The organism is Bradyrhizobium sp. 17 (assembly GCF_023073515.1).
GTDB lineage: Bacteria > Pseudomonadota > Alphaproteobacteria > Rhizobiales > Xanthobacteraceae > Bradyrhizobium > Bradyrhizobium canariense_D.
Genome location: NZ_JADPJQ010000106.1, coordinates 134,615 through 150,562 on the forward strand (window position 1 = coordinate 134,615; position 15,948 = coordinate 150,562).

Genomic DNA, 15,948 nt, shown 5'->3' on the forward strand with positions numbered 1-15,948 from the left:
GCAGGGCCCAGTTACGGCAATTCCCGACGTTTTTCCCAAGCACGACGAATCCTGCCGGGCATGGCGTCAAATCACGCTCAATGGCGGCCCCAAGGACCCAAGGAATTGCCCAAGGGATTGCTTCCTCGATTGCCTATCGGGTTGCTGCTGGCGGTTCCGGCGGAGCTGGGTGCGGGCAGGGGCGGCGGACTGGCCGCGCCGCCTACGTCGTTCCAGGGCCCCTGGCGCGGTGGCGGTCGGACGCCCTGCTGGTCGGCTTGCGTGTCTGGCTCCTCGGCCTCGTCGGCGGAAAGCGGCAGCGGGCCGGGATCATGGCCGCCGGCGAACTTGACCAACGCGTCGACCCGCGACTGCACCGAGGGGTGGGTCGCGAACAAATCGGCAAAACCCTCGCGCGGATTGTCGACGCAGAGCTCCATCACTGCCGAGGTTGCGCCCGGCAGCTCGCCGCGGTTCTCGATCTTGCGCAGTGCCGAGATCATGGCGTCCGGGTTTTTCGTCAGCTCGACGGAGCCTGCGTCCGCGAGATATTCGCGCGAGCGCGACAGCGCGAGCTTCACCACCTGAGACAACAGCCAGGCCACCACGATCAGCACGACCGCGATGATGATGACGATCACCGCGCCGCCGCCCGAACTCTTGCTGTCGCTCGACGACGAGGACGATCGTGACGAGGAGGAGCCCGACGACCACGAGCCGCCGGAGCCGGAGCTCCAGCTGAAATTCGTGAACAGGCGGAAGAACAGTTCGCCGAAGAATCCGACCACGCCCGCAATGATGACGGCGACCACCATGAGCTGCACGTCGCCGTTCTTGATATGGGTCAGCTCGTGACCCAGCACCGCCTCGATTTCCTGGTCGTCCAGCGCATTGAGGAGACCGGTGGTGACGGTGACCGAATATTGCCGCGGGTTGAGGCCGGTCGCGAACGCGTTCAGCGCCGGGCTTTCCATGATCTTCAGCTTCGGCATCGTGATGCCGCGCGAGATGCAGAGATTTTCAAGCAGATTATAGAGCCGCGGCTGCTCCTGCCGGGTGACGTCGTGGCCGCCGGTCACCGCATCGATCATCGACTGGTGGAAGAAATAGGCGATCACGATCCAGGTCGCTGCCACGACGGTCGCAACCGGTGCGGCGACTTTCAGATCATAGAAGGCGCGTCTCAGATAATGGAGGACGGTCTCGTCGCCATTGATGACGACTTCGGCGATCAGCGCGCCGGCATAGACCAGCACGTAGACCAGCGCGAACAGACCGGCGAGCAGGAGCATCGAACGAAACTTGTTCGAGGCGATGTGCGTGTAGAGACCATACGCGGCCATGACGCGATGCCCTGCCGGCCTATCGGCTCAACTCAGAATTTCACCTGCGGCGTGGCCTCGACCTCGGTGCGGCTGGCGCCGAGATCGAAGAAGTCCTTTTTGGTGAAGCCGAACATGCCGGCGAACAAGGCTGCCGGCATCTGCTGGATGCCGGTGTTGTATTCCTGGACCGCGCTGTTGAAGAAGCGTCGGCTGGCCGCGATCTTGTTCTCGAGATCGGACAGCTCGCTGGCGAGCTGCTGGAAATTGGCGTTGGCCTTGAGGTCGGGATAGGCCTCCGACAGCGCGATCAGTCGGCCGAGCGCGCCGGAGAGCTGGGTCTCGGCCGCGGACACCTGCGCCGGTCCCTGCGCCGACATCGCCGAATTGCGCGCCTTGATGACGTCGTCGAGCGTGCCGCGCTCATGCGAGGCATAGCCCTTCACCGTCTCGACCAGGTTCGGGATCAGATCGTGGCGCTGCTTGAGCTGCACGTCGACGTCGGCAAAGGCCTGGCCGACGCGCTGGCCCAGCGCCACCAGCCGATTGTAGGCGGCGAAGGCAAAGAACACGAGGACGACGATAACGCCGAGAACGATCCAGCCGGTCGACATGGAGAACTCCTGAAGGGGGAAGAAGGCGGGCGCTAGGGTAGACCAAATTGGCGCCGAGCGAGAGCCCGGTACAGAAGAGAGGTAAGACTTGGTCGGATGAGGGACTATCCGAGTTCAAGGCGAAAGCGCCGGAGCAGGTTAACTTTCGGACAGGATGGCATCACCCCAGCGCCAGCGGCGGGCGCTTGCATAGGCGACCTTGTCCCGCCGTGGGACCTTGGCGAGTTCGACGCCTTGCTCGGTGCAGAGCTTTGCCGTGATCTCGGCCTTGCCGAGATCCGGCGGCGCCAACACGCGCGCGGCGCGGGTGGCGGGAGGCCTACGGGTTAGCGCCACGTAGATGAATCGCTCGTCCTCGAACGGCACCTCGGCGCCCTTGATTTGGCGGTGAGCCTGCGAGCGCGGCAAGCGCTGGGAGAAATGGCACCAGTCGGGCGCCGTCAGCGGACACGGCTTTTCGTGCGGGCAGGGTGCGGCGACATAGGCGCCCGCCGCGATCAGTTGCTGGCGCAAGGTGAGGATGCGGGCGTAGCCGGCGGGCGTGCCGGGCTCGATCACGACCAGCACGTGGCGCGCTTTCGCCCACATCGCTTCCGCGAGCTTGCGTTGATCGCCCTCGCTGAGCTCGCCGATGACATAGCTCGCGACGACGAGATCGGCTTGCGAAACCTCAGCGAGGTTCGCGCCGGCATCGCCCGGCAGATAGCGGCAATTCGCCAGACGCGTGCTGTCGCGCGCCAGTTCGAGCGCGAGACGGCTCAGCGTGGCGTTGGCATCGAGCAGGGTGAAGGATTGCAGCGACGGAAAAGCTTCCGCAGCGGCCCAGCTCGCGGTGCCCGGACCTGCGCCGACGTCGAGCAGCGTTTCCGGACCGAGGTCCGGTGCGACCTCGGTCAGCGCATTCAGACTTGCCGCCACCGCAGCGTAGGTCGCCGGCATCCTCGCGAGCGCATAGGCGAGCGCATCGGCCTCGGATTTGATCGTGCCGGAGCCGCCCCCTGCACGATAGGTGGTCGAGATTTTCTGCGATCGCTGCGCAGCGTCGGCGCGCGAGAACCCCTGGAGCTTGCCGTCGAGGGCCGCTTTCAGTTCGGCGGGGAGGGTGGGTGAGATCATCATTCGTGGTCATCATCCGCTTGCGCGGATGACGACGTCAATAGGTGCGTGACGGGAGCGGACTCACGCCACGTTCTGGTCGAGAATGTCCACCGCCTCTTGCAGGTTCACCGACACCAGTTGCGAGACCCCGCGTTCGGCCATGGTGACGCCGAACAGGCGGTTCATCCGCGCCATCGTGATCGGGTTGTGGGTGATGATGATGAAGCGCGTGTCGGTCGAGGCGGTCATCTCGTGCAACAGGTTGCAATAGCGCTCGACGTTGTGGTCGTCGAGCGGCGCGTCGACTTCGTCCAGCACGCAGATCGGCGAGGGATTGGTGAGGAACACCGCGAAGATCAGCGCCATCGCGGTCAGCGCCTGCTCACCGCCGGAGAGCAGCGATAGCGTCTGCGGCTTCTTGCCCGGCGGCTTGGCGATGATTTCGAGGCCGGCTTCGAGCGGATCGTCGCTTTCGATCAAATGCAGCGCGGCTTCGCCGCCGCCGAACAGCTCGACGAACAGGCGCTTGAAGTGGTTGTTGACGACCTCGAACGAGGTGAGGAGCCGCTCGCGGGCCTCCTTGTTGAGGCTCTGGATGCCCTGGCGCAGCCGCTTGATGGCTTCGACGAGGTCATCGCGCTCGGTGACCAGACCGTTGTGCTGGGTCTCGACCTCGCGCAGCTCCTCTTCGGCGCGCAGGTTGACCGCACCCAGGCGCTCGCGGTCGCGGCGCATCTTTTCGAGGTCTTCCTCGATGTCGTGCAGCGGCGGCAACTCGGCGCCGGGCTCGATCTCGGCGAGCCCGGCAACGGCCTGCGGTTCGACTTCGAGCATGTCGCGGATCTCGCGCTCGATGTCATCGAGTCGGCGCCGCGCGCTTTCCATGCGCTCCTCGGCGCGGGCGGTGGCCTCGCGCGAGCTGGAGAGCGCCTCGAGCGTCAGCTTGGCGACGCGATCGGTTTCGGCCATCGCGGTTTCCGCGCTGGCGAGCGCATCGGCGGCCATGCGGCGGTCGTTTTCGGCGTATTCGATCTCGGTGATCAGCGCGCTGCGCTTCTCTGCGAACACGGCTGGCGCGTTCTCGAGATCGCTGCGCTCGATCGAGACTTCGGCGATACGGGCCTGGATGGTGTCGATGTGGGAGGCCGCGCTCTCCTTGCGGTTCTGCCACTCGGTTCGTTCGGCGAGGATCGCCTGCACGCGGCGGTCGGCCAGCTCGGCTTCGCGCGCCAGCGCCTGTGCCTCGGCGCGGACCTGAGCGGCCATGCGGCGATGGCCTTCGATGTCGCTGCGGACGGCGGCGAGACGGGTTTCGGTGTCCTCGCTCGACGGCAGCTCGGAGATCCCCGCTTCGGCGTATTCGTAGGCGGCTTCGGCCTCGGCGCGGTCGGCGGCCAGACGGCTGTGCGCTTCCGACAGCGTCGCCTTGCGCGCGGCATGGCGGCTGATCTCGCGTTCGACCGTAGCATGGCGTTCGCGCGCGACGTTGAGCTCGCGTTGCGCGGCGCGCCAGGCTTCGCGGCTCGCACCTTCGGTGCTGGCGGCCATCTGCAGCTCGGCCTCGGCGTTCTCCAGCGCCTGGCGCTTGATCTGCGCGTCGATGCGGGCCTGCTCCAGGTCGTTTTCGATATCGATGAGGCGGGCGCGCTCGGCAAGCCGCCGTGCTGCGCCGGTCGGCGCGTGGGCGGCTGCGACAAAACCATCCCAGCGCCAGACGTCGCCTTCGGGCGAGACCAGCCGCTGGCCGGTCTTGAGATGCGAGACCAACTCGGCGCCGCGCTCGCGCGGCACCACGCCGATCTGCGCCAGGCGGCGAGTCAGCTCGGCCGGGGCCTGCACGTGGTTGGCGAGCGGCACCACGCCTTCGGGCAGTTCCGGATCGCCGTCGGTGACGCCGGAATTGGTCCAGCGCATCGGCGCGGACGGATCGACCGGGGCGTCGAGATCGTCGCCGAGGGCTGCGCCGATCGCTTTTTCGAATCCCTTGTCGACGGTGATGCCGTCGATGATCGGCGGCCACAGATTCTTGGTCTCGCCGTTCAGGATCTTGGAGATCGTGCGCGCCTCGGTATCGAGCCGCTGCACGCGCTTGTCGGCTTCGACGAGCGGCGAGCGCGAGGATTCCAGCGTCTGCCGCGCGGCGACGTGCGCGGCTTCACTGGCCTGAGCGGCGGCTTCCGAGGCCGCCAGCGTCTGCTCGGCGCTCTCGACCGTCGCGGTCAGCTCGTCGAGATCGCCGAAGCCGCCGGTCTCCTCGGTGAGCTTCTGCTCTTCCGCCGCGACGTTCGAAATCTCCTGGTCGAGCCGGGCGAGCTTGTCGCGGTGGGTGCGAACGTTGGCTTCGAGTTGGTTGCGCTTGGCGGTGAGGTCTGCGAGCGCGGTGGTGAGCTCGGCGAACTGCTGCTCGGTTTCGGTCAGCACCGCCTCGGCTTCGGCGACACGCTCGTCGACGCCGGAGCGCTTCTCAACGCGCGACTTGATCTCTTCCTTCAGCTCGGCATCTTCGGCGTCGAGGCGCTGCAGCGCGATATCGGCGTCCATGGTCTGCTGCTGGGCGCGCGAGATGTCGCCTTCGAACTGCGCGAGGCGCCGCTCGAGTTCCGCGACGCGCTCCTTGGCGCGCTCTTCCTCGCGATCGAGCAGCTCGCGGGCGTTGGTCAGGCGCTGCAGCCCCGCTGCGGCGCGCGCTTCGGCATCGCGCAGCGCCGGCATTTCGGCGGCGCGAATCGCCTGGATGCGAGCGGCCTCGGCCTGGTGCTGGGTCCGCTCGGCCATCTCGCGAACCGCGAGATCGTGGGTCTGGCCGGATTCGTTGACGTCGGCATGGGCGCCGATCCAGCGCAGATGGAACAGGGTTGCCTCGGCCTTGCGGACCTTGGCCGCAACTTCGCGATAGCGCACGGCCTGGCGGGCCTGCTTCTTGAGGCCTTCCATTTGCCCCGCGAGCTGGCCGATCACGTCCTCGACGCGGGTGAGGTTTGTTTCAGCCGCTTTGAGCCGCAGCTCGGCTTCGTGGCGGCGGGCGTGCAGGCCGGCGACGCCGGCGGCGTCTTCCAGCACGCGGCGGCGCTGCTCGGGCTTGGCCTGAATGATCTCGCCGATCTTGCCCTGGTGGACCAGGGCCGGCGAGCGCGCGCCGGTGGCGGCGTCGGCGAACAGAATCTGCACGTCGCGGGCGCGCACGTCGCGGCCGTTGATGCGGTAGACCGAACCGGCTTCGCGCTCGATGCGGCGGGAAATTTCCAGAAGCTGGCTGTCGTTCATCGCCGCCGGCGCTGTGCGATCGGAATTGTCGATCGTCATCGTCACTTCGGCGTGGTTGCGCGCGGGGCGATTGCCGGAGCCGGCGAAGATCACCGCGTCCATGTCGGCGGCGCGCAGCGACTTGTAGGAGGTCTCGCCCATCGCCCAGCGCAGCGCCTCGACCAGATTCGACTTGCCGCAGCCGTTGGGCCCGACCACGCCGGTCAGGCCGGGCTCGATGACGAAGTCGGTGGCCTCAACGAAGGACTTGAAGCCGTGAAGGCGCAGGCGGGTGATTTTCATAAGCACGCATCTCTGTTGGCAGGCGCGAATCCCCCTGCCGGGACAATACCATGGAAGGCAATGTCGGTATCCGGGCGAGTCGCGCGAAGCGCCTCATGCGGCTGGACAATGGCCGCGGTGCGCTGCGAGGGCAACCGGCGAAAGCCTCTTTTCCCAAGGGATTTGTGCCGGGAAAGATACGGCTATCGAGATGCGAATCAGGATTGTGCCGTGCGAATCAGCTCTTCAGCAGCGGATTGATCTTCTTGGCGAATTCCTCGAACGAGGTCTCGCCCTTGATCTTCTCGCCGTTGACGAAGAACGTCGGCGTCGAATCGACCTTCAGAACGTCGCTGGCATATTTCTGGTCGGCGGCGATCTTGTCGAGCAGGGCCTGGTCCTTCAGGCAGGCCTCGACCTGCTGCTGCGTGAGACCGGCCTGCTTGCCGATCCGGGTCAGGGTCTCCGTGGTGTTCTTCACCACCCAATCGTTCTGCTGGCGGAACAGCATGTCGGTGACGGCAAAGTATTTCGGCGCGTCGCCATTGGCGATGCAGCGCGACAGCATCGAACCGGCGGCGGCTTTGATGTCGAGCGGGAACTCGCGGAAGACGTAACGCACCTTGCCGGTGTCGATGTATTCCGACTTGATCTTGGGAAACACTTGCTCATTGAAGGCCGCGCAATGCGGGCAGGTCATCGAGGCGTATTCGGTGATGGTGACGGCGGCGTCCTTCGGGCCCAGCGCCATGTCGGGCAGCGACACCGGTTTGGCCACGTCACCAGCCGCTGCCTGCGCCATGGCTTCAGGGATCATGGCATCGGAGATGAATCGCAGCGGAGAGAACCCGGCGAGCGCGGCAAGCCCGGTCAGCGACAGCATCGAGGTGAAGGCGCGGCGGGTGATGATCAAGGTCGGCTCCCGGATTGGCGTGGTCTCGCCCGAATTCCCATTCAGACGGCCTGTCGCTAGCTTGAAACGTCGTTTGAGGCAATGGCGAGCGGCAAGGACAGGTTCAGTTTGGCCGCAGAATAAGGCTCAATTTCGCTTGATGGCGGCCCCGAGGCGCGCCAGCGCCGACTTCAATTGTTCATCTTCGATATCGCCCAGGCGCTCAGCCACCTCGGCCACCAATTTGGCGTCCGGCGGGCCGGGCCGGGTCGGCCGGCGGGCGCGCGATAGCGGAGCCTGGCGGAAGGCCAGCTTGCCGACCGCGCTCCAGCCGAAGAAGCGATTGACCCGCTGCAGGATCACATCGGCGGAGTGCTGGATCTCGAGCGCCATCGGCCCCTCGACCCGCAGCACCAGCGTCGCCGGCTCCTGCGGCTGGCCCTCGACCGGCCGCGGCCATTGCATCTTCAGTGGCTCGGCGTGGGCCGCGATCTCCGGTCCGGCAATCTGCGCCCACCGCGTCACCAGCTCGCGCGCGGCAAAGCCCTGCTTGGCATAGGCCTCGGCGAAGACGTCGTTGAGCAGGAGCGACAGCGGCTTGGCGCTGAGGGGACCGGGTTTGATGGGGCGAAGCTTGGACATGGGACCTTATAGCACTCCGGGGCGTCGGCCGCAGGCTCTTCACCGCGAAGAAAAACGTGGATGCCCGCGACAAGCGTGGGCACGACGTGGAGAGATCGACGCATTGCCGTTACAGTGCGGACATGAGCCCCAAATCCGCCCTCAAGGCGAAATCGGAACCAGTTCCGCCGGAGACCCCATCGCGTCCGCTCGCGCTGCTCCAATGGTATGACCGCCACCGCCGCCGATTACCCTGGCGGGCTCCGCCCGGCGAAGCATCCGACCCTTACCGCGTCTGGCTGTCCGAGATCATGCTGCAGCAGACCACAGTGAAGGCGGTCGGGCCCTATTTCGAAAAATTCGTCTCGCGCTGGCCCGATGTCACCGCGCTCGGACGGGCCTCGCAGGAGGACGTGCTGCGGATGTGGGCCGGGCTGGGCTATTATTCTCGCGCCCGTAATCTCCATGCCTGCGCGGTCGGGGTGACGCGCGAGCATGGCGGCACCTTTCCCGACACCGAAGTAGGTCTGCGCGCGCTGCCGGGCGTCGGGCCCTATACGGCGGCAGCGATCGCGGCGATAGCGTTCGATCGACGCACCATGCCGGTCGACGGCAATATCGAGCGCGTGGTCTCGCGGCTCTTTGCAGTTGAGGAAGAGCTCCCGCAGGCCAAGCCGCTGATTCAGGAGTTGGCTGCGACGCTGCTTGCCGATTCTCGCGCCGGTGATAGCGCGCAGGCGCTGATGGATCTGGGCGCCTCGATCTGCACGCCGAAAAAGCCGGCCTGCTCGCTATGCCCGCTGAACGAGGGCTGCACGGCGCGCGCGCTGGGAACGCAGGACACGTTTCCGCGCAAGGCCGCGAAGAAGAGCGGCGCGCTACGGCGCGGCGCCGCTTTCGTTGTCACGCGCGGCGACGAGCTTCTCGTCCGCACCCGTCCCGAAAAGGGGTTGCTCGGCGGCATGACCGAAGTACCGGGGTCGGACTGGCTGGCCGGGCAGGACGACGCCAAGGCAAAACGGCAGGCGCCCGAGTTGAAGGGGCTGTCGCGCTGGCAGCGCAAGGTCGGCGTGGTCACCCACGTCTTCACGCATTTTCCGCTGGAACTGGTGGTCTACACGGCGAGGGTGGAAGCGCGGACGCGGGCACCCGCCAGCATGCGCTGGGTGCCAATCGCCACGCTCGCCGATGAAGCATTGCCCAACGTCATGCGCAAGGTGATTGCGCATGGATTGGACCCTAGCAGCCCATCCTGCTGACAAAATGCTGGCAGCAGGCCTGCGTTAGCTGTGGTAGGCAACGGAGGCTCGCATGATCAAGACCGCGCTCGACAACTTTCCCAGGCCGCCCTGTGCCGAGCTATTGGGGTGGCGCCTGCTCGATGCCCGACCCAGGGAAGGCTGGATCAAGCTCGCCTTCGACGGCAAGCCGGAGTTCTGCAATCCAGCCGGCTTCATCCAGGGCGGCATGCTCTCGGCCATGCTCGACGACACGATGGGCCCCGCCGTGCTGGTGATGAGCGAGGGCCGGCTCTACACCACCACCATCAGCATGACTGTGAATTTCCTGGCGCCCGCGAAGCCCGGACCGATCATCGGCGAGGCCAAGGTGACGCAGCTCGGCAGGACGATTGCGTTCGTCGAGGCAAGGCTGACGGCAGAGGACGGAACGCTGCTGGCGACGGCGACGGCGAGCGAGCGGTTGCTGGAGGCGGCGAGGGTGGTGGGCAAATAGCTGCCGCGCAGTCTTTTTTCCTTCTCCCCTTGCGGGAGAAGGTGGCGCGAAGCGCCGGATGAGGGGTTTGTCTCGGCGAGTTCAAATGAGAGTTAGACTCGCGGAGACAGACCCCTCACCCGAGTGAGCTTGCGTCTACCGGCGTCGCTGCCCTCTCCCGCAAGGGGCGAGGGCGCATCAACGTGCGTCTCGCTTCGTGCGAATACTCATTTCGTCGCGCGCGCGTCCTTGCTCACGATCGGCGGCTTCGCATTCAGCGCTTCCACCTGGAAGCCGGCGACGCGCTTGTAATTGGCGGCAACATCCTCGAGCTCCTGTTGCGACAGCACGTCAGTGACGACCTTGTAGCCGTCGGGCGCGCGCTCCTCGACCAGCTGCATCACCTGCTCCGGGCCGTTCTTGCGGTTGAGCAGGACGAGACTGGTGGTTGCGGGCCGCCGCTCGGCCTCATAGGCGAGCAGGGCCGCCTGCGTCGGGCCGTGCGCCAGGATCTCGCGCGTGATGGTGCGGGCATCGAGGATCGCCTGCGAGGCGCCGTTGGATCCGATCGGGTACATTGGATGTGCGGCGTCGCCCATCAGCGTGACGCGGCCGAAAGTCCATTGCGACACCGGATCGCGGTCGACCAGCGGATATTCATAGGCGTGCGGGCAGTTCTTGATCAGGCCGGGCACGTCGAGCCAGTCGAACTGCCAGCTCTCGAACCAGGGTAAGAACTCCTCCAGCCGCGCGGTGCGGTTATAGTCCTCGCGCCGCCATTGATAGGTCGGCGGCATGTGGCGCTCGGCAACCCAGTTGATCAGATGGTTGCCCGCGGCGTCCGGTTCCTTCGAGATCGGATAGCAGACGAATTTCAGGATCTCGTGACCGGCCATGATCATGGTGCGGCCGCTGAGGAAGGCTTTTGCGGGCGTGACGCCGCGCCAGAGGATGCGGCCGTTCCAGATCGGCGGGCCTTCGTCGGGATAGAGTTTTTCTCGCGCGGCGGAATGGATGCCGTCCGCGGCGATCAGGATCGTGCCGTCGTAAGTCCCCGCGGCCTTGCCGGTGGCCTTGTCGACGAAATCGGCGCGCACGCCGTCGGCGGTTTCGCTCCAGCCGGTAAGATGATGGCTGGTGAGGATGTTGTCGCGGCCGAGGCGCTCGATGGCGGTGTCGAGCAGCAATTGCTGGAGCGTGCCGCGATGGATCGAAAACTGCGGCCATTTATAGCCGGCCTCCAGCCCGCGCGGCTCGCTCCAGATCGGCTTGCCGTGCTTGGAGAAATAGGCAAGCTCGCGGGTGCGCACGCCGCTGGCATCGAGCTTGTCCATCAACCCGAGCTCGATCAGCTCGCGCACCGCATGCGGCAGCACGTTGATGCCGACGCCGAGCGGCCGCAGTTCGGCGACGCTCTCGAACACTTTTACGGGAATGCCGATTCCGTGCAGGCTGAGTGCAAGCGTCAGCCCGCCGATGCCGCCACCGGCGATGAGTACGGTCATGGGAAAGCCCCTCCAACTCGGGGCGTCTTGGCACAGCCGGGCGCCGGTGGGCAACTGCGAAGAGAGGTTCGTGCTATGGACCTCGGGGCCCGCAGCCGTTACCTTCCGGCTTTCCGATGAGGTCCGACATGCTCAAGCTCTACTACGCCACCGGCACCTGCGCGCTCGCCACCTACATCACCCTGGAAGAAGCCGGCGCCGACTACGCGGCGGAGCGGCTGAGCTTCAAGGACAACCAGCAGAACAGCGTGGAGTACCTCGCGATCAACCCGAAAGGCCGCGTGCCCGCGCTGGTGACCGATCGCGGCGTTTTGACCGAGACCCCGGCGATGCTCGCCTATCTCGCGCAGACCTTCCCCAAGGCGAAGCTCGCGCCGCTCGACGATCCCTTCGACTTCGCCCAGGTCCAGTCGTTCAACTCCTACCTCTGCTCGACCGTGCACATCAACCATGCCCACAAGATGCGCGGCGCACGCTGGGCGAGCGAAGAGAGCTCGTTCGCCGATATGAAGGCGATGATCCCGAAGACCATGGGCGCCTGCTTCGCCCTGATCGAGCAGAAGATGTACAAGGGCCCCTGGGTGATGGGTGAGCAATACACGATCTGCGATCCCTATCTTTACACCCTGTCGACCTGGCTCGAAGGCGACAGCGTCGACATCAACGCGACGCCCAAGATCGCCGACCATTTCAAGCGCATGTCCGACCGCCCCGCCGTGCGCAAGGTGATGGACGCGCAGAAGGCGTAGGGCTCTTCTTGTAGGGCGGGCAAAGGCGCGAAGCGCCGTGCCCATCATCTTCACTTCAAAAGGAGTGGTGGGCACGCTTCCGCCTTCGCTCTTCGAGCTACGGCGGACAAGTCGCTTTGCCCACCCTACGAAGCCTTCCGCTTCTCCAATTCCCGTCCCGTCTCCAGCATTAGCCGCCGCAACCAGATCGAGCCCGGATCCATCTGGGCGCGGGTCGGGTAGAACATGAACTGCTCGTCGATGCCGGGGTCGAGCGGCGGCGTCACCGTGACGAGACCGAGCTGCTTGGACAGCGCCGCGATCAGCCGGCGCGGCACGAAGGCGACGAGGTCGGTGCGGGCGGCGACGTGCATCGCTTCGAGATAACCCGGGACGACCAGAGCGATGTGCCGGTCGATGCCCTTGCTGCGCAGCCAAGTGTCGATCAGGTCCTCCGGCTGGCCCCGGATGATCACGCCGACATGGCGCGCGGCCAGGAACGTCTCGCGCCGCCTCAGCTTCGTGGCCATCGGATGGCCGCGCCGCACCGCCAGCGCGTCGCTGTCGGTGTAGAGCAACTGGCGGTGAAATCCCTTGAAGGCGTTGCCGATCGAGATCACGAGATCGATGGTGCGGGCGAACTCGGCGTGGAAAATCGCCGGTCCTCGCCACGGCACCACGTCGATGCGGACGTTGGGGGCGGCCTGCGTCACCTTTTCCATCAAGGGCGGCATCAACAGCTCGACCGCGAGGTCCGGCATCATCAGTCGGAATTGCCGCTCGCTGCGCGCCGCATCGAATTCATCCGATACGAACAGCCCGCGCACCTGGTCGAGCGCCTGCGCCAGCGGCGCGCGCAAGGCTTGCGCCCGCGGCGTCAACTCCATCCGCGCGCCTGTGCGTACCAAGAGCGGATCGCCAAGGATGTCGCGCAGACGCTGGAGCGCATGACTCGCCGCCGGCTGCGACAGCCCGATCCGCAATGCGGCGCGGCTGACGCTGGCCTCGCGCAGCAGCGCGTCGAGCGCGGTCAGGAGATTGAGGTCGAGCGAATTCAAATTCATGAGGCGAATAGATATCATATCCACTATCGATTTGAAGAATTTAGCACCGGCGGCGATGATTTCCGTGTTCTCACCAAAGGAGATGCCGCCATGAGCGCGAGCGCCAACAAGAAACTGATGCAGGATATCTTTGCAGCCGCCGCCAGCCCCGATCCGGCTGCGCGCGACCGTGGCTTGTTCACCGAAAGTCTTGCCGACGACGCCAAATGGATCGTGACCGGCCAGTATTCCTGGTCGCGCACCTTTTCGGGCAAACAGGCGATCCTCAACGATCTGCACGGCTATGTGCGGACCCGCCTTGTCGACCGGACGCGGACGGTCGCTCATCGCTTCATCGCCGACGGCGATATCGTCGTCATCGAAGCAAAGGGCGACAATGTCACGCCAGAAGGCGTGCGCTACGACAACGACTATTGTCTCGTGTTTCGTCTCGAGGACGGCAAGATCAAGGAGATCCGGGAATATTGCGACTCGGTGCTGACCGAGAAGGCCCTTGGTCCGTTTCCACAAACGGCCGTGAGGGCCGCGAGCTGAGCGGATCGAGCAGCGTCGCCTCCGTCGACCGGTGCCGTCCGCCGCGGTCGGCGAGGGGCGTGTTGGTCTGGCGCAGGCCGGACCAGCTGCAGCGGCCTGCATGCCGCTGCGGGCTTCTCGCTAAAACCTTGCTCACCTGCCGATAAAATCAGCAGATGTTGTACCATCCGACGGATGCGCGCGCGAAAAATTTGAAGGTTCAATTAACGAGTGTCCCCCATTGTGTCGCGGTGCAGCGTGGGTCGCGAACAACGCGACGCGCGGCTGCCAGAGTGGCCGGTGACGATCGCCGGATTAGGCCGGCCGCTCGAATTGACATGCATCTGGGTGGACAGTGGGAATGCCGAGTTTTCGTTTGCGGATCAGGGGACGCCTGTACGCAGGTTTCATGGCCTTGGTGGCGGTTGGTCTTGTGATGGCGGTGGTCGCCATCTGGAATTTGCGATCCGTCCAGGATCAGGTCGCAAAACTCTCCGCGTTGTCGGACAGCACGGCGCGCGTCCTGGAGATATCGACCCATCTTCAGGCCATCCAGCGGGCCAATCTGCGCTACATTTACGACGCCAACGAGCCTGCGATGCGGGAGGCTGCCGAGCGAGAGGCCGCGGCGACCGGGCTGTTGCAGCTGGGAGCAAAGGGCACCCTCTCGGAGGAGCGGCGGAAGCTCTACGACGATCTGATCGCCGACATCGCCAAAATGAAAAGCCTGCGCGACAGTCTCGGCGACGCCGTCAACGAGGCGCGGACCGGCAAGGCGACGCTGTTGCCGAGTGGCGAAGAGCTGACCGTCAAGATGGCCAAGCTGGTCGATGTGGCCCGTGCCGCCGCCGACGACGACACGGTGTCGCTCGTCGCGGACCTCGAGTCCCGGGTCCTGCTGGTTCGAATCGCGAACTGGCGCTTCCTCGCTCTGCGCGACGCCAACGGGCCCACCGCCTTCAGAACCAATGTCGACAGGGCGGTGCAGCGGCTGGCGGCCGTCGAAAGGAGCCCGCAGGCGGCGGACCTTCGCTCGTCTCTGACGCCTGTGAAGACCGCCCTTGGTATCTATAAATCCGCGTTTGAGACGACCTCTGCCGCGATGCTGCGGTCCGACGAGATCTACCACAAGGATCTCGCACCGCTCATCTCCGCGAGCATCGCCAAGCTCAAGGTCACGGAAACCGCCTTGAAGACCGATTACAAGGATTCGCGCACCGCGGCCGATGCTGTGATCGACGGCACGACCTCGCTGCAGGGGATCGCGGGCGGCCTCGCCGTCCTGTTCGGACTGATCGTCGCCTTCCTGACCGCCCGCAGCATCGTGGGGCCGCTGACCTCGATGACGCGTGCAATGGGGCTGCTTGCCGGCGGCAATCTCGCCGTCGAGATCCCCTCGCGCGGCAAGGTCGACGAGATCGGCGACATGGCCAAGGCGATCGACGTCTTCAAGACAAACATGATCGAGACCGAACGGCTGCGCCATGAGCAGACCGCAACCGAGGCCCGGCAGGCCGAGAGCCGCAAGGCCGACATGGCCCGGCTCGCCAGCCAGTTCGAGCAGGCGGTGGGCGAGATCGTCGATACCGTATCCTCGGCATCGCACGAGCTCGAGGGCTCGGCCGGCACCCTGACCGCGACCGCGAGGCGCGCTCAGGATCTCTCCACCGAAGTGCAATCCGCCTCCCAGGAAGCCTCGGCCAATGTGCAGGCGGTCGCCTCCGCGACCGAGGAGTTGTCCTCCTCGGTGACGGAGATCGCGCGCCAGGTGCAGGAATCGGCGCGCATAGCGGGCGAAGCCGTCGGTCAGGTGAGCAAGACCAACGCGCGCGTCAGCGAGCTCTCCAAGGCTGCAGCCCGCATCGGCGACGTGGTCGAGCTGATCAGCACCATCGCCGGCCAGACCAACCTCCTGGCGCTGAACGCCACCATCGAGGCGGCGCGCGCGGGTGAAGCCGGCCGCGGCTTCGCCGTAGTCGCCTCGGAGGTCAAGGCGCTCGCCGAGCAGACCGCGAGGGCCACCGGTGAGATCGCTCAGCAGGTCTCGGGCATCCAGACTGCGACGGAGGAGTCGGTCGGCTCGATCAGGGAAATCAGCGGCACCATCGAGCGGCTGTCGGATATCTCGTCGACGGTCGCCGCCGCCGTGGAGGAGCAGGGTGCGGCGACGCAGGAGATCTCCCGCAACGTCCAGCAGGCGGCCCAAGGCACGCAACTCGTGTCGTCCAACATCGGCGACGTGCAGCGCGGGGCGTCCGAGACCGGCTCGGCGTCTTCGCAGGTGCTCTCGGCGGCACGCTCGCTGTCGGCCGACAGCAATCGCTTGAAGCAGGAAGTCGCCAACTTCCTGAGCTCGGTCCACGCCGCCTGAGCC

Annotated in this window: 13 protein-coding genes; 5 read left to right on the forward strand and 8 right to left on the reverse strand. The window is 65.8% G+C overall.

The window, feature by feature from the left end; genetic code table 11:
* Positions 1-77: 77 nt before the first annotated feature.
* From IVB13_RS21510 to IVB13_RS21535, 6 genes are all read right to left on the reverse strand, one after another.
* Entirely contained in the window at positions 78-1,322 is a 1,245-nt protein-coding gene (locus tag IVB13_RS21510; RefSeq protein WP_247490363.1) for a M48 family metallopeptidase, read from the reverse strand.
* A 32-nt stretch (positions 1,323-1,354) separates the two neighbouring features.
* Positions 1,355-1,915, reverse strand: coding sequence for a LemA family protein (locus IVB13_RS21515; RefSeq protein WP_085352637.1), 561 nt, complete (start codon positions 1,913-1,915; stop codon positions 1,355-1,357).
* Positions 1,916-2,053: 138 nt separating this feature from the next.
* On the reverse strand, positions 2,054-3,034 hold the full coding sequence (locus tag IVB13_RS21520) for a small ribosomal subunit Rsm22 family protein (RefSeq protein WP_247490365.1): 981 nt from the start codon (positions 3,032-3,034) through the stop codon (positions 2,054-2,056).
* A 60-nt stretch (positions 3,035-3,094) separates the two neighbouring features.
* The gene (gene smc / locus IVB13_RS21525; protein WP_204513841.1) at positions 3,095-6,559 is read right to left on the reverse strand and encodes a chromosome segregation protein SMC; all 3,465 of its coding nucleotides are present in this window, start codon (positions 6,557-6,559) and stop codon (positions 3,095-3,097) included.
* A 217-nt stretch (positions 6,560-6,776) separates the two neighbouring features.
* A complete protein-coding gene (locus IVB13_RS21530) occupies positions 6,777-7,451 on the reverse strand; it encodes a DsbA family protein (protein WP_018454930.1) in 675 nt (224 codons plus the stop codon).
* A 126-nt stretch (positions 7,452-7,577) separates the two neighbouring features.
* Entirely contained in the window at positions 7,578-8,072 is a 495-nt protein-coding gene (locus tag IVB13_RS21535) for a DciA family protein (RefSeq protein ID WP_247475161.1), read from the reverse strand.
* 122 nt (positions 8,073-8,194) lie between these two features.
* Here IVB13_RS21535 and mutY point away from each other — a divergent pair, with 122 nt between their 5' ends.
* Together mutY and IVB13_RS21545 are read left to right on the forward strand one after the other, a co-directional pair.
* Positions 8,195-9,310: an A/G-specific adenine glycosylase gene (mutY, locus tag IVB13_RS21540; RefSeq protein ID WP_094183442.1), complete on the forward strand. Its 1,116-nt coding sequence runs from the start codon at positions 8,195-8,197 to the stop codon at positions 9,308-9,310.
* Positions 9,311-9,362: 52 nt separating this feature from the next.
* A complete protein-coding gene (locus tag IVB13_RS21545) occupies positions 9,363-9,785 on the forward strand; it encodes a PaaI family thioesterase (protein WP_085352631.1) in 423 nt (140 codons plus the stop codon).
* Positions 9,786-9,991: 206 nt separating this feature from the next.
* On the opposite strand, the gene IVB13_RS21550 is transcribed toward IVB13_RS21545, so the two are convergent.
* Positions 9,992-11,269, reverse strand: coding sequence for a flavin-dependent oxidoreductase (locus tag IVB13_RS21550; RefSeq protein ID WP_204513843.1), 1,278 nt, complete (start codon positions 11,267-11,269; stop codon positions 9,992-9,994).
* A gap of 128 nt (positions 11,270-11,397) precedes the next feature.
* Between IVB13_RS21550 and IVB13_RS21555 the strand changes: the two genes are divergently transcribed.
* Positions 11,398-12,018: a glutathione S-transferase family protein gene (locus IVB13_RS21555; RefSeq protein ID WP_026232844.1), complete on the forward strand. Its 621-nt coding sequence runs from the start codon at positions 11,398-11,400 to the stop codon at positions 12,016-12,018.
* A gap of 125 nt (positions 12,019-12,143) precedes the next feature.
* On the opposite strand, the gene IVB13_RS21560 is transcribed toward IVB13_RS21555, so the two are convergent.
* The gene (locus IVB13_RS21560) at positions 12,144-13,061 is read right to left on the reverse strand and encodes a LysR family transcriptional regulator (protein ID WP_247490367.1); all 918 of its coding nucleotides are present in this window, start codon (positions 13,059-13,061) and stop codon (positions 12,144-12,146) included.
* Positions 13,062-13,151: 90 nt separating this feature from the next.
* Between IVB13_RS21560 and IVB13_RS21565 the strand changes: the two genes are divergently transcribed.
* Together IVB13_RS21565 and IVB13_RS21570 are read left to right on the forward strand one after the other, a co-directional pair.
* The gene (locus tag IVB13_RS21565; RefSeq protein ID WP_018454923.1) at positions 13,152-13,595 is read left to right on the forward strand and encodes a nuclear transport factor 2 family protein; all 444 of its coding nucleotides are present in this window, start codon (positions 13,152-13,154) and stop codon (positions 13,593-13,595) included.
* Positions 13,596-13,935: 340 nt separating this feature from the next.
* On the forward strand, positions 13,936-15,945 hold the full coding sequence (locus tag IVB13_RS21570) for a methyl-accepting chemotaxis protein (RefSeq protein ID WP_247490369.1): 2,010 nt from the start codon (positions 13,936-13,938) through the stop codon (positions 15,943-15,945).
* The last annotated feature ends 3 nt before the right edge of the window (positions 15,946-15,948 follow it).